Source organism: Promicromonospora sp. NPDC019610, from assembly GCF_044389365.1.
In the GTDB taxonomy this organism is placed as follows: domain Bacteria; phylum Actinomycetota; class Actinomycetes; order Actinomycetales; family Cellulomonadaceae; genus Promicromonospora.
Genome location: NZ_JBIRXX010000001.1, coordinates 1,854,287 through 1,867,747 on the forward strand (window position 1 = coordinate 1,854,287; position 13,461 = coordinate 1,867,747).

The window sequence follows — 13,461 nt, forward strand, 5'->3', positions numbered from 1 at the left end:
GCAGGATCTTTCCTTGTGACCGACGAACCGATGCCCGGGTCCACCGGAGACGGCTCCACCGTGCCGCAGGAGCTGGCCGAGCTGGCGACAGCCCACGGCGTGCAGTGCGAGTACACCGACCACGACGGCCGCGTGCAGCAGGTCAGCCCCTCGACGCTCGTCGCGGTGCTGGAGGCGCTCGGGGTCCAGGCCTCGACCCCCGCTGCCGTCACGGCCAGCCTGGACCGCGCCCGCGACGACGAGTGGCGTGCCATGCTGCCGCCCACGGTCGTCACGCGCGAGGGCACCGAGGTCCAGGTCCCCGTGCACGTCGCCGACGGCGCGGACGTGACCGCGTGGGTCGAGCTCGAGCAGGCCGAGACCCCCGTCGTCCCGGCCAGCGCCACGCCCTGGCGGGTGACGGCGCCCGGCGCCACCCCGACGACCGGCTCGTTCGCCACCGTGCGGGGCACCCGCGTCACGCTCCGCCAGGCCGACGTCTACGCCGAGCCGCGCACCGTGGACAGCCGCAAGGTCGGCCGGGCCACGTTCACGCTCCCGGACACCCTGCCGCTGGGCTGGCACACGCTGCACGCCGAGTCGGGCGGGCAGACGGCGCAGGCCTCGCTCGTGGTGACGCCCGCGCGGCTGGAGCTGAGCGACGAGATCGCCCGCAAGCAGGCCTGGGGCTTCATGGTCCAGCTCTACTCGGTGCGGTCCCGGGACTCCTGGGGGATGGGCGACCTCGCGGACCTGGCCGACCTCGCCTGGCAGACGGCGCACAACGGCGGGGCCGACTTCGTCGCGATCAACCCGCTGCACGCGACCGAGCCGGTGCTGCCGGTGACCCCGAGCCCCTACCTGCCGACGTCGCGGCGGTTCATGTCGCCCCTGTACATCCGCGTCGAGGACATCCGTGAGACGGCGTATCTCTCCGCCGCGGACCGGTCGCTCGTGGAGTGGGCCGCGGAGCCCGTCCGGGAGCTGTCCGAGGACTCCGGGCCGATCGACCGGGACGCCGTCTGGGAGGCCAAGAAGGCCGCGCTCGAGGTCGTCTGGACGGCGCCGCGGTCGGCGGCCCGGCAGACGGCGTTCGACGAGTTCGTGCTGGCCCAGGGCCGCGGCCTGGTCGACTTCGCCACGTGGTGCGCCATCAAGGAGCACCTGGACGGCCGGGACTGGCCGGCGGAGCTCTCCGACCCGGGCTCGTCCGGCGTGCAGACCCTGCGCAACGCCCTGTCCGACCGCGTCCAGTTCTACTGCTGGCTGCAGTGGGTGGCCGACGAGCAGCTCCGTGCGGCCCACCGCACCGGCCTCGACGCGGGCATGCGGCTCGGGGTGTTCAAGGACCTCGCCGTCGGCTCGAACCCGGAGGGCGCTGACGCCTGGGCGGACGCCGCCGTCCTCGCCCGCGGCGTGTCCGTGGGCGCCCCGCCGGACATGTACAACCAGCAGGGCCAGAACTGGTCCCAGCCGCCGTGGAACCCGCGGGCGCTCGCCAAGGTGGGCTACGCGCCGTACCGCGAGATGCTGCGCACCGTGCTGCGGCACTGCGGCGGCCTGCGGGTCGACCACGTGCTCGGGCTGTTCCGCCTGTGGTGGATCCCGGGCGGGGCGCGCGCGTCGGCGGGCGCGTACGTCACGTACGACCACGAGGCCCTGATCGGCATCCTGTGCCTGGAGGCGCACCGCGCCGGCGTCGCGATCGTGGGCGAGGACCTCGGCACGTTCGAGCCCTGGATCCGCGACTACCTCGCGGAGCGCGGCATCCTGGGCACGTCCGTGCTGCTCTTCGAGCGGGACGAGGCCGGGGCGCCGATCGAGCCGGAGGCCTACCGCAGCGCGGCCCTGGCCACCGTGACCACCCACGACCTGCCGCCCACCGCCGGCTACCTGGCGGGGGAGCACGTGGACCTGCGGGAGCGGCTCGGCCTGCTCACGGAGGACGCGACGCTCCTGCGCGCGCGGGCCCGCCAGGAGCGCGAGTCGCTCGTGGAGGCGCTGTCGCGCCGCGGGCTGACGACGTTCGACCCGTCCGAGCGCGAGCTCGTCGAGGGCCTGCACCGCTACCTCAAGGACACGCCGTCCGCGCTGGTGGGGGTCTCGCTGGCCGACGCCGTGGGCGAGCGCCGCACGCAGAACCAGCCCGGCACCGACTCCGAGTACCCGAACTGGCGCGTGCCGCTCGCGGACTCGGCGGGCACCGTGGTGCTCCTGGAGGACCTGTTCACCAACGCCCGCCTGCGCAGCCTGGTCACGGTGATGAACGAGGAGCCCCCCGAGCCGGAGCCCGCGCGCTAGGCCGAGCTCGCCGCCGTCGCCGTCGCCGCTGCTGCCGCCGTCGGCGAGCGAAAGTGCGCTTCTACCCCGTCATCAGGCCCGGAATCACGCTGATTCCGGGCCTGATGACGGGGTAGAAGCGCACCGCGCGTCGCCGCTGCCGTTGCCGCGCGGCTCGGGTCAGGCCGAGCCGATGCCCGCGCGGGCGATCGAGAACCCGCTGCCCGTCGCGTCGGCCACGCACGTCATGCCCGTGTCCGCGCTGGCGCACGTGAAGCCGTGCGCCTTCTTGGTCTCGCCGTAGTCCAGGATCGCGACGTCGCCCTTGGCCTTCTTGGGCTGCTCGTTCTTGCTGACGCACGGCTGCGTCACGTTGCCGCTCGGGTCGACCTTCGCCACGTAGCCGGAGGCGCCGTCGCACGAGGCGTCGGGCGCGGGCTTCTGGGTGAGCTCCGCGATGCCGCACGTCGCGGCGTCGGCCGAGATGGTGCAGGTGATGTTGAGCGACGGCGCGGCGAACGTCTCGACGCCGGCCCCGCCGTCGGTCTCCAGGCCCTCCTCGGCCTCCGGCTCGGTGGACTGCTCCGCGGCGGAGGTCTCGCCGCCCGTGGCCGAGGTGTCGGGCGAACCGAGCAGGTTCACGGCGAACACGATCGCGGCGATCACGAGCAGCACGTCCAGGGCGATGAACGCGATCCAGCCGGGGCTGAGCTTGCGGCGCGGGGGCTCGGGCTCGTAGCCGCCCGGCTGACCCGCGTAGACGGGCTGGCCGTACTGGTCGTAGCCCTGCGGCTGGTACTGCGCGGGCGGCTGGTACTGCGCCGGCTGCTGCGGGTACTGGCCGCCCTGCTGGTACTGGCCCTGCTGGTTGTACTGCGCGCCCTGCGGCGGCGCGTACCCCTGCTGGTACTGCTCGGGGTAGTACTGCTGCTGCATCGTCGGGTCGCCGCCGCGCTGCACGGACTGCACCATGGGCGCACCCGGTGCGGCCGGTGCGGGGGTGACGGCCTGGGCGAACTGGTTGCTCGGCGAGATGGCGGGCGGCTTGCGCGTCGCCGCCGAGACACGCTGCACCGGCGCCTGCTGGACAGGCGTGGGCATGGTGGCGGGGTGCTGCTCCTGAGGGGGAGCCGTGGGCTCCTCGTCAGGGCTGCCGCCCGGTGGCGGTGGCGGGGGCGGCACAGTGCCGGACATCGGGCAACTCCTCAGCTCAAATCGGTCGGTCTGGGCGACCGCGGTCGATCGTACACAAAGGCGTTACTCGCTGTTACTCCTGCGTGGCATGATCGACGAGTCGTCGCAGGTAGTTCACACACCGGACGAGAAGCCAACCGATAAAGCGCGTTATTCGGACGTGCGGGGCGCCTTCGGCGCCCATGAGCAGACAGACGTGGAGGGCCCGTGCCCGGAGAGAACCTGACCCGCGCCGAGGCGGTCGAACGAGCCGGCGTGGTGTCGGTCGAGTCGTATGAGATCGCCCTGGACCTGACCACCGGTCCGGAGACTTTCGCGTCCGCCACGACGCTGCGCTTCACCGCCACGGAGGGTGCCTCGACCTTCGTGGACCTCGTCGCCCCCGCCGTGCGGTCCGTGGTGCTGAACGGCCGCGAGCTGGACCCCGCCACCGTGTTCGCCGACTCCCGGATCGCCCTGGACGGCCTGGCCGAGGACAACGAGCTCGTCGTCGTCGCCGACTGCGGCTACACGAACACGGGCGAGGGCCTGCACCGCTTCGTGGACCCCGTGGACGGCGAGGTGTACCTCTACACCCAGTTCGAGGTGCCGGACGCACGCCGCGTGTTCGCCTGCTTCGAGCAGCCCGACCTGAAGGCCACGTTCCAGTTCACCGTGACCGCGCCCGCCGCGTGGGAGGTCGTGAGCAACGAGCCGACGCCGGAGCCGGCCGCGGCGCAGCACGCCACCGAGCCGGACGTCGAGGCCGCGACGTGGACGTTCGAGCCCACGGGCCGCATCTCGACCTACATCACGGCGCTGGTGGCCGGCCCGTACGCGGTGGTCCGCTCGTCGCTGACGTCGTCGGACGGCCGGGAGATCCCGCTCGGCGCGTTCTGCCGCAAGTCGCTGTCGGCGCACTTCGACGCCGACTACATCTTCGAGAAGACCCGCCAGGGCTTCGAGTTCTACGAGTCCACCTTCGGCGTGCCGTACCCGTTCACCAAGTACGACCAGCTCTTCGTGCCCGAGTACAACATGGGCGCCATGGAGAACGCGGGCTGCGTGACCTTCACGGAGTCGTACGTGTTCCGCTCCAAGGTGACCGAGGCCGTGCGCGAGCGTCGCGTCGTGACGATCCTGCACGAGCTGGCGCACATGTGGTTCGGCGACCTGGTCACCATGAAGTGGTGGAACGACCTGTGGCTCAACGAGTCGTTCGCGGAGTACGCCTCGACGCTCGCCACGGCCGAGGCCACGGAGTGGGAGGCGGCCTGGACCACGTTCTCCGCGATGGAGAAGTCCTGGGCCTACAAGCAGGACCAGCTGCCGTCCACGCACCCGATCGTCGCCGAGATCAAGGACCTGGAGGACGTCCAGGTCAACTTCGACGGCATCACCTACGCCAAGGGCGCCTCGGTGCTCAAGCAGCTCGTGGCCTGGGTGGGCCGCGACGCGTTCGTCGCGGGCGTCTCCGCCTACTTCGGCAAGCACGCATGGGGCAACACCGAGCTGCCCGACCTGCTGACCGAGCTCGAGGCCACCAGCGGCCGCGACCTCAAGGCCTGGTCCAAGCTCTGGCTGGAGACCGCCGGCGTGAACACGCTGCGCCCCGTCATCGAGACGGACAGCCACGGCCGCATCATGTCGTTCGTCGTCGAGCAGACGGCGCCCGCCGAGTGGCCCACGATCCGCCCGCACCGCCTCGGCATCGGCTTCTACAGCCTGTCCGACGCCGGGGAGCTCGCGCGCACCCGCTTCGTCGAGGTCGACGTCGACGGCCCGCGGACGGACGTGAAGGAGCTCGTCGAGCTCGACCGCCCCGCCCTCGTGCTGCTCAACGACGCGGACCTCGCGTACGCGAAGATCCGGCTCGACCCCGCCTCGCTCGCGGTGGCGCTGGAGCACCTGGCCGACATCACCGACCCGCTGGCCCGCTCCCTGGTGTGGGGGTCGGTCTGGGACGCGGTGCGCGACGGCGAGGTGCCGGCGTCCGAGTACGTGAAGCTCGTGCTCGGCGGCATCGCCGGCGAGACCGAGTCGACGACCCTGCGCACCACCCTCAACCAGATGGTGCTGGCCGCCAAGCAGTTCGTGGCGCCGTCGGCCCGCGCGGAGACGCTGGCCACGGTGGGCGACACGCTCTGGTCGCTGGTGGGCGACGCCGAGGCCGGCTCGGACACGCAGTTCCAGCTCGTGAAGTTCTTCGCGCACGTGGCCTCCACGCCCGCGCACGTCGCGACGCTGTCCGGCCTGCTCGACGGATCCGTCGCGCTCGACGGGCTGGAGATCGACACCGACCTGCGCTGGGAGCTGCTGGAGGGCCTGGTGCTCAACGGCGCGGCCGGTGACGCGGAGATCGACACCACGCTGGCCGCCGACGACACGGCGACGGGCCGCCAGTCCGCCGCCCGGGCCCGGGCCGCCAAGCCCACGGTCGAGGGCAAGCTGGCCGCCCTGTCCTCCGTGGTGGACGCCGCCGACGTGCCGAACGCGATCATCCGGAACACCGGCCTCGGGTTCCTGCACGTCAACGACCCGGCCCCGCTGGCCGACGTCGTGCAGCCCTACCTGGACGCCGTGCTCAAGGTGTGGGACGAGCGCAGCTACCACATCGCCGAGGAGATCATCGAGGGCTTCTACCCGGCCCCCCTGGCCTCGCCGGAGCTGCGGGACGCCACCGCGGCGTGGCTGGAGACGAACGCGGACGCGGCCCCGGCGCTGCGCCGTCTGGTCGTCGAGGCCCTCGCGGGCACGGAGCGGGCGCTGAAGGCCCAGGCCAAGGACGCCTGACGCCGTCGGCGGGACCTCCCCTCACCTTTGAGGCCCGGGTTTCTTCGCTTTGAGCCAGCTCAAAGCGAAGAAACCCGGGCCTCAAAGGTGAGGATGAGGGGCGACTACCAGATGCGGACCCGGTCCTCCGGGGCCAGGTACAGCGCGTCACCCGGCTGCACGTCGTAGGTCGCGTAGAACTCGTCCACGTTGCTCACCACGCCGTTGCAGCGGAACTCGTTGGGGGAGTGCGGGTCCGTCGCGAGGCGGCGGAGCACCTCCTCGTCGCGGCCCTTGGACTGCCAGACCTGCGCCCAGCCGAGGAAGATCCGCTCCAGGGCGGTGAGCCCGTCCACGACGGGCGCCTCCTCCAGCGGCTTGCCGAGCGCGATCCGGTAGGCCTTGATCGCGATCGAGAGCCCGCCCAGGTCGCCGATGTTCTCGCCGATCGTCAGGCTGCCGTTGACGTGACCCTCGGAGCCTTCGCCCTCCGCGCCCTCGGCCGCGGCACCCGCAGCCAGCTGCGCCGGACGGAACGCGTCGTACTGCGCGATGAGCGCGCTCGTGCGCTTCTCGAACTCGGCGCGGTCGGTGTCGGTCCACCAGTCCTCGAGGCGGCCGTCGCCGTCGTACTTGGAGCCCTGGTCGTCGAACCCGTGGCCGATCTCGTGCCCGATGACGCCGCCGATGCCGCCGAAGTTCACGGCGTCGTCGGCCTCGGGGTCGAAGAACGGCGGCTGCAGGATCGCCGCGGGGAACACGATCTCGTTCATGCCCGGGTTGTAGTAGGCGTTGACGGTCTGCGGCGTCATGAACCACTCGTCGCGGTCCAGCGGCTTGCCGATCTTGGCCAGCTCGTAGTCCTGGTCGAACGCGTTGGACCGGCGCACGTTGCCGACCACGTCGGTGGCGTCCACCTCCAGACCCGAGTAGTCGCGCCAGCGCACCGGGTAGCCCACCTTCGGGGTGAACTTCTCCAGCTTGGTCAGCGCCTTCGCCTTGGTCTCGTCGGTCATCCAGTCCAGGCCCTGGATCGACTCCCGGTACGCGGCGACCAGCGCCTCCACGAGGCGGTCCATCCGCTCCTTGTTCGACGGCGGGAAGTGCCGGGCGACGTACTCCGCGCCGACGACCTCGCCGAGCGCGCCCTCGACCAGGGCCACGCCGCGCTTCCAGCGCTCGCGGACCTCCTGCGCGCCGGTGAGCGTGCGGCCGTAGAAGTCGAAGTTGGCCTCGACGATCTCGTCGGTGAGGTACGGCGCCCGGGCGCTGACCACGTGGTACGTCATCCAGAGCTGCCAGTCCAGCGGCGACAGCTCGCTCCAGAGGGCGGCGAACCCGGTCGCGAAGTCGGGCTCGCGCACCACGATGTCGTCGAACGACCCGGCCGGCACGCCCAGCGCCTCGGCCCAGGCCACCCAGTCGAAGCCCGGGGCGGACTCGACGAGCGCGGCCAGCGTCATCGGGTTGTAGGTGAGCGTCGCGTCGCGGTCGCGCACCACGTCCCAGTGGTGGCCGGCGAGCTGCTTCTCGACGTCGTACACACGCTGGGCCGCGTCCTGCGGCGAGATGCCCCACGTCTCCTCGACCGGGGCGAAGCCCAGCATCCGGGCCACGTGCGGCACGTACTTCGCGCGCAGCTCCGCGTACTGCTCCTCGCGGTAGTACGCCTCGTCGGGCAGGCCGAGCCCCGACTGCCGCAGGTAGACGACGTACTTCTCGGGGTCGGTCGCGTCGTTGTCCACCCAGAAGCGCACGCCGGCCGTGCCGCCCGTGCGCTGGAGCGCGCCGAGCGCGCGGGTCAGCGCGGCGGCGTCCCCGGCGTTCTTGATCAGGGCGAAGTCCTCGTCCAGGGGTGTCGTGCCGAGCTCGGCGATGCGCTCGGTGTCCATGAAGCTGGCGTACAGGTCGCCGATCGTGGAGCCGGTGGGCGCGTCCTGGATGATCTCCCGGACGTGCACCTCGGCCTGGTCGTAGAGAGCGCGGAACGCCCCGTCCATCGCGCGGTCGGCGGGGATCTCGTGACTGTCGATCCACCTCCCGTTGACGTGGCGGTACAGGTCGTCCTGCGGTCGGGTTGCGGGATCGAGCGCGTCGAGGTCGATCCCCGACGTGAGTCCCGTGGCGTCGGTGGTCATTGCGCCAGCGTACGCAACGTGGACCCCGCGCATGAGGGAAGATGGGGCCATGCGTCTCCACATCGCCGCCGACCACGCCGGGTACGACCTCAAGCAGCACCTGGTGGGCCATCTCACCGCGGCCGGGCACGAGGTCGTCGACCACGGTGCCCACGAGCTCGACCCCCAGGACGACTACCCGTCCTTCTGCCTCTCCGCCGGTGAGGCCGTCGTGGCCGAGCCCGGCTCGCTCGGCATCGTGATCGGCGGATCTGGCAACGGAGAGCAGATCGCCGCCAACAAGGTGACCGGGGTCCGGGCCGTGCTGGCCTGGTCGCTGGAGACGGCGAAGCTCGGCCGCCAGCACAACGACGCGAACGTGATCGCCGTCGGCGGGCGCATGCACTCCGTGGAGGAGGCGACGTCGTTCGTCGAGGCCTTCGTGGCCGAGCCGTTCAGCGGCGACCCGCGGCACCAGCGCCGCATCGACCAGCTCGCCGACTACGAGAGCAAGCGTGCCTGAGGGGCACACCGTCCACCGCCTCGCGCGGACGTTCGACACCTTGTTCGCGGGGCAGGGCCTGCGGGTGAGCAGCCCGCAGGGGCGGTTCGCGGACGGCGCGGGCGTGCTCGACGGCCGTCGTCTGGTCGCGAGCGAGGCGTGGGGCAAGCAGCTCTTCCTGGGCTTCGCGCCGGCCGACGCGCCGGCTGACGCCGCGGCCGGCCTGCCCGCCGACGTGTCGGACGCACAGGTCCGCGGGGTGAGCTCAGCGTCCGACACGCTGTGGCTGCGCACGCACCTCGGGCTGTACGGCGCGTGGACGTTCGCGGGCGCCCCGGACGCGCCCGAGGTCGCGCACGCGATCGGTGCACCCCGGCGGCGGATCGGGGAGCGGGACTCGGTGCCGACGTCCGCCCCGCCGTCGTCCGACGTGTGGGAGGTGCCCGAGCCGCGCGGGCAGGTGCGCGTGCGCCTGCTCGGCGTGCACGCCGTCGCCGACCTCACCGGTCCGACGGCGTGCGAGGTGATCACCACCGACGAGAAGCGGGTCGTCGAGGCCCGGCTGGGCCCCGACCCCATCCGGGACGACGGCGACGCCGACGCCTTCGTGGCCGCTGTCGGCCGGTCGCGGGTGACGATCGGGCAGCAGCTCATGGACCAGGCCGTCGTCGCGGGTGTCGGCAACATCTACCGCGCCGAGGTGCTGTTCCGCGCCGGCGTCGACCCGCTGCGCCCGGGGCGCGACGTGCCCGCCGCGACCGTCCGCGCGATCTGGGACGACCTCGTCGTCCTCATGCGCGACGGCGCCGACCACGGGGCGATCGTCACGACGCGGCCGGCGGACCGGGGTGCCGGGACCGTGGCGGAGGGCGGTGCCGAGCCGGTCCCCGCGCCCGGACGCGGCCAGACCCGGCAGAACACCGACGGCTCGCCCGACGCCGTGCCCTCCGACCAGGCCTTCTACGTGTACCACCGCGACGGGCTGCCCTGCCGGGTGTGCGGGTCGCCCGTGCTGGTCAAGGAGCTGGCGGGCCGCAACCTGTTCTGGTGCGGCGTCTGCCAGACCTGACTCAGAACACCCAGGACGCGCCCGGCGCGACCGGCCAGCCGAACGCTGTGCTCGCCCGCGCCAGCACGCCGGGGCGCTGACCGGGGCGCTGGTGCACGGTGACAAGACCCGCCGCCGCCAGCGTCGCGAGCGACTTGCCCCCGAGGTAGGCCGCGCCGAGCTCGCGGACGTCGAGCGACAGCTCGGGCGCCTCGAACTCCGGGTCGACCCGCTCCACCGCCGCCGGCCCGAACGCCTCGGCCTGGAGCCGGTACACCCCGGCGTTCGCCGGGAGGCGGGAGTCGGTCACGGCGAGTGTCACGTCGACGTCAGCCGCGTACTGCCGCCCCGCCAGCGCCGCGGGCACGTCGACCAGCCGTACCCACAGGTTGTCCGGGGTGCGCGGCGCCGCGGCGCGCAGGTTGACCAGGAGCTGCGTGATCACGTCGTCCACGGGGAGGACGAACGGGCTGACCTCGTTGGTCAGGTCGAGGTCCAGCAGCGCGCCCCAGAGGGCCCGGGCCGCGGCGGCGTCGACCGCCACGACCTCGCCGGCGCTGACCTGACCGCGCGGGCCGGTGGGCTCCCAGGAGAGGTTGCGGCGGAACGTCACGTAGCCGCGGGGCTCGCCGTCGAGCTCGACGACGATGATGCGGCGCGACTCGCGGCCGCCGCGATGGATGGGGGCGTCGTCCCAGAGGACGGCCTGCAGCTCCTCGGTCTCGCGCGTGACCCAGCCGGGCCGGTTGATGCCCGGCTCCCCGGACGGCGCGGCACCGGCGGCGCGGTGCAGGCGGTCGACGAGCTCGCCGTGGCGCTCGCGGGAGGCCACCTCGACGCGGACCGTGTGCCGCTCCGCGCCGGGCACGTCGCGCAGGGCTGCGCCGCGCGGGACGTCGAGGCGCAGGTCGTCGGCCGCGTGGCCGTAGCCGAACCGGCCGTAGATCGCGGCCTCCGCGGCGAAGAGGGCGCTGAGCGGCTCGCCCCGCTCGGCCGACCGCGCCAGGTGCAGGTCGATCATCGCCGTCAGCAGGCCGCGGCGGCGGTGCTGCGGGTGCACGCCCACCCAGGTCAGGCCCGCCGTCGGCAGCTCGGCGCCCGGCACGGGGAAGTGCCCGAACGGGTACGACGCGTGCAGGGCCACCAGGCCGTCCACGCCGTCCGCCTCGATGGCCACGGCACGGTCCCAGGTCAGCGGGGACGGGGTGGCGTCGAGGTCGTCGTGGGCGTGCCCCGTCGGGAAGGCCCAGGTGTCGAGCTCGGTCACGAGGCGCTGGTCGTCGGAGGTCAGCGTGCGCCAGCGGTAGCCCGCCGGCAGGGCGATCTGGGGAAGTGCCATGCGTCGATCGTCGCACCCGTCGGCAAGTGAAAAACTGCCGGTCGGACGGCGTGCGGTGTCGGTGTCCCCGTCTACGATCGCCTGCGTGACCCAGCCGCCGCCCGGAACCCCGCTCACCGACGTCGAGGAGTACGCCGCCGCCGTGCTCGACGTGGTCCGGCGTATCCCGTCCGGCCGCGCGATGACGTACGGCCTGATCGCGGAGATCGTCGGCGAGGAGCTCGGCCGTGGCGGCCCGCGCCAGGTCGGGAGCGTCCTGGCCGGCTCGGGGAGCAGGTACGCGCACCTGGTCCCGGACGACGGCGGGGCGGACGGCGAGGGATCGGACGGCGAGGGATCGGACGGCGCCGGCTCACCGGCGTCGGACGGCGACCGCGTGCCCTGGTGGCGCGTGGTGAACGCGGCCGGGTCGCCGCCCCAGCACCACCTGACCGAGGCCCTCGACGCGCTGCGGGCCGAGGGCTGCCCGCTCACGAAGGACGGCCGCCGCGTGCACCTGAGACGCGCGGTCTGGTTCCCGGAGGACGAGGAGCCACACCCACCGCTCTCCGACCGTTGAGTGCTGGCTATCTGCGTGGTTCAAGGTCGATTCAGCGCAGATACCCAGCACTCAACGGTCGGAGAGGGCGGGGTCAGATCTTGGAGGGGGCGAGGCGGCTGAGGACGCTGCCCGCCGTCGAGCGGGCGCGGCCGGCCAGGGAGGTGTCCTGCGTCGCGGCCAGCAGGCCGAGCATGGAGGCCGGGTCGCCCTGGACGAGCAGGGTCGTGATCGCGGTCTTCTCCCAGGTGGGCAGCTCGCGGCGGATCTTGTCGATCGGCCCCACCAGCGCGATCTCTTCCACGAGCTGCGTCGGCACGGCCGCGGCCGCCTCCTCCTTGCGCCCGGCGAGGTACAGCTCCTGCACCTTGTCGAGCGGCTCCTGGTACCCGAGCCGGTCGAGCGACTGCTTGTGGAAGTTGGCCTCCTTGGCACCCATACCGCCCGCGTACAGGGCGATGTGGGGGCGGATCACGTCGGCGGCGGCCTCGACGTCGTCCCGCACGACGACGGGCACCGTGGCGCACACCTCGAACCGGTCGGCGGCGGAACGCTCCGGGGAGCGGGCGTCGAAGCCCTCGGCGAGCAGCGCGCGGAACTCGTCGTCCATGCGCGGCGCGTAGAAGCCGGCCATCCAGCCGTCGGCGATCTCGGCGGCGAGGGCCACGTTCTTGGGGCCCTGCGCGGCGAGCACGATCGGGATCTCGGGGCGGAAGGGGTGCACGGTCGGCTTGAGGGCCTTGCCGAGCCCCGTCGCGCCGGGGGCCTCGGCAGCCAGCGGGAGCTGGTAGAACGAGCCGTCGTGGGTCACGGGCGCCTCACGGCGCATGACCTGCCGCACGATGTCCACGTACTCGCGCGTGCGGGCGAGCGGCCGCTTGTACGGCTGCCCGTACCAGCCCTCGACGACCTGCGGCCCGGAGGCGCCGAGCCCCAGTACGAACCGGCCCTTGGACAGGTGGTCCATCGTCAGGGCCTGCATGGCCGTCGCCGTCGGCGTGCGGGCGGAGAGCTGGGCGATGCCCGTGCCCAGGCGCACGTTCCGGGTCCGCGAGCCCCACCAGGCCAGCGGCGAGAAGGCGTCCGACCCGTAGGCCTCCGCGGTCCAGACCGAGTCGAGGCCCAGCTTGTCGGCGGCAACGATGAGCTGCTGGATGCCCTTCGGGGGCCTGCGGGACCAGTAACCGGTCTGGAATCCGATGCGCATGGGGTTCACCTCGTCGTGGGAACGGCTTACCTGGGACGGCGCGTCCCAGGTACTGCCCCACACCCTACCGGTCGCGCGGGGCCGGTTGTGGCTACGGTGGAGTCGTGGCCACCTACGACGACGTCGCCCGGCTCGCCCTCGCGCTGCCCGAGACGGCGGAGGGCTCGAGCTACAGCCACCGCGCCTGGTCCGTCGGGACCAGGGCGTTCGCCTGGGAGCGCCCCTTCACCAAGGCCGACCTCAAGCGGTTCGGCGACGAGCCGGTGCCGCAGGGCCCGATCCTCGGCGTGCGCGTCGAGGACCTGGGGGAGAAGGAGGCGATCCTGGCCGAGGGCCGGCCGGGGTTCTTCACGATCACGCACTTCGACGGTTTCGCCGGGATGCTGATCCAGCTCGACGTCATCGCCGAGGCAGGGCTGCGCGAGGCCCTGGTGGACGCGTGGTTGGCGACGGCGCCGCCGAAGCTCGCGGAGCAGCACGCCGACTGGCTGCGCTAGCGGGCGCGG

At 72.8% G+C, this 13,461-nt stretch carries 10 protein-coding genes; 6 read left to right on the top strand and 4 right to left on the bottom strand.

Going from position 1 to position 13,461, the window contains the following annotated elements:
* The first annotated feature begins 30 nt into the window (after positions 1-30).
* Positions 31-2,280 (top strand): 4-alpha-glucanotransferase, encoded by a 2,250-nt coding sequence (gene malQ / locus ACH45N_RS08310; protein ID WP_397393835.1) that lies wholly within the window; start codon positions 31-33, stop codon positions 2,278-2,280.
* A 159-nt stretch (positions 2,281-2,439) separates the two neighbouring features.
* On the opposite strand, the gene ACH45N_RS08315 is transcribed toward malQ, so the two are convergent.
* On the bottom strand, positions 2,440-3,360 hold the full coding sequence (locus tag ACH45N_RS08315) for a hypothetical protein (RefSeq protein ID WP_397392919.1): 921 nt from the start codon (positions 3,358-3,360) through the stop codon (positions 2,440-2,442).
* A gap of 300 nt (positions 3,361-3,660) precedes the next feature.
* On the opposite strand from ACH45N_RS08315, the gene pepN reads away from it, so the two are divergent.
* The gene (gene pepN / locus ACH45N_RS08320) at positions 3,661-6,225 is read left to right on the top strand and encodes an aminopeptidase N (protein WP_397392920.1); all 2,565 of its coding nucleotides are present in this window, start codon (positions 3,661-3,663) and stop codon (positions 6,223-6,225) included.
* Positions 6,226-6,329: 104 nt separating this feature from the next.
* On the opposite strand, the gene ACH45N_RS08325 is transcribed toward pepN, so the two are convergent.
* Positions 6,330-8,342, bottom strand: coding sequence for a M13 family metallopeptidase (locus ACH45N_RS08325; RefSeq protein ID WP_397392921.1), 2,013 nt, complete (start codon positions 8,340-8,342; stop codon positions 6,330-6,332).
* A 49-nt stretch (positions 8,343-8,391) separates the two neighbouring features.
* Here ACH45N_RS08325 and ACH45N_RS08330 point away from each other — a divergent pair, with 49 nt between their 5' ends.
* Entirely contained in the window at positions 8,392-8,844 is a 453-nt protein-coding gene (locus ACH45N_RS08330; protein ID WP_397392922.1) for a ribose-5-phosphate isomerase, read from the top strand.
* Positions 8,837-9,892, top strand: coding sequence for an Fpg/Nei family DNA glycosylase (locus ACH45N_RS08335; protein ID WP_397392923.1), 1,056 nt, complete (start codon positions 8,837-8,839; stop codon positions 9,890-9,892). The genes ACH45N_RS08330 and ACH45N_RS08335 overlap by 8 nt, the downstream gene beginning before the upstream one ends.
* A gap of 1 nt (position 9,893) precedes the next feature.
* On the opposite strand, the gene eis is transcribed toward ACH45N_RS08335, so the two are convergent.
* Positions 9,894-11,210 (bottom strand): enhanced intracellular survival protein Eis, encoded by a 1,317-nt coding sequence (gene eis / locus ACH45N_RS08340; RefSeq protein WP_397392924.1) that lies wholly within the window; start codon positions 11,208-11,210, stop codon positions 9,894-9,896.
* Between the two features lie 55 nt (positions 11,211-11,265).
* Between eis and ACH45N_RS08345 the strand changes: the two genes are divergently transcribed.
* Positions 11,266-11,769, top strand: coding sequence for an MGMT family protein (locus ACH45N_RS08345; protein WP_397392925.1), 504 nt, complete (start codon positions 11,266-11,268; stop codon positions 11,767-11,769).
* 73 nt (positions 11,770-11,842) lie between these two features.
* On the opposite strand, the gene ACH45N_RS08350 is transcribed toward ACH45N_RS08345, so the two are convergent.
* Complete coding sequence (locus tag ACH45N_RS08350; protein ID WP_397392926.1) at positions 11,843-12,955, bottom strand: LLM class F420-dependent oxidoreductase; 1,113 nt, start codon at positions 12,953-12,955, stop codon at positions 11,843-11,845.
* Positions 12,956-13,059: 104 nt separating this feature from the next.
* Between ACH45N_RS08350 and ACH45N_RS08355 the strand changes: the two genes are divergently transcribed.
* Entirely contained in the window at positions 13,060-13,452 is a 393-nt protein-coding gene (locus ACH45N_RS08355; protein WP_397392927.1) for an MmcQ/YjbR family DNA-binding protein, read from the top strand.
* Positions 13,453-13,461 lie beyond the last annotated feature (9 nt).

Bases quoted from the DNA above. Each gene is read 5' to 3' on its own strand.
- eis (WP_397392924.1), bottom strand. From the start codon at position 11,210: ATGGCACTTCCCCAGATCGCCCTGCCGGCGGGCTACCGCTGGCGCACG.
- ACH45N_RS08325 (WP_397392921.1), bottom strand. From the start codon at position 8,342: ATGACCACCGACGCCACGGGACTCACGTCGGGGATCGACCTCGACGCG.
- ACH45N_RS08350 (WP_397392926.1), bottom strand. From the start codon at position 12,955: ATGCGCATCGGATTCCAGACCGGTTACTGGTCCCGCAGGCCCCCGAAG.
- ACH45N_RS08330 (WP_397392922.1), top strand. From the start codon at position 8,392: ATGCGTCTCCACATCGCCGCCGACCACGCCGGGTACGACCTCAAGCAG.
- malQ (WP_397393835.1), top strand. From the start codon at position 31: ATGCCCGGGTCCACCGGAGACGGCTCCACCGTGCCGCAGGAGCTGGCC.
- ACH45N_RS08315 (WP_397392919.1), bottom strand. From the start codon at position 3,360: ATGCCCACGCCTGTCCAGCAGGCGCCGGTGCAGCGTGTCTCGGCGGCG.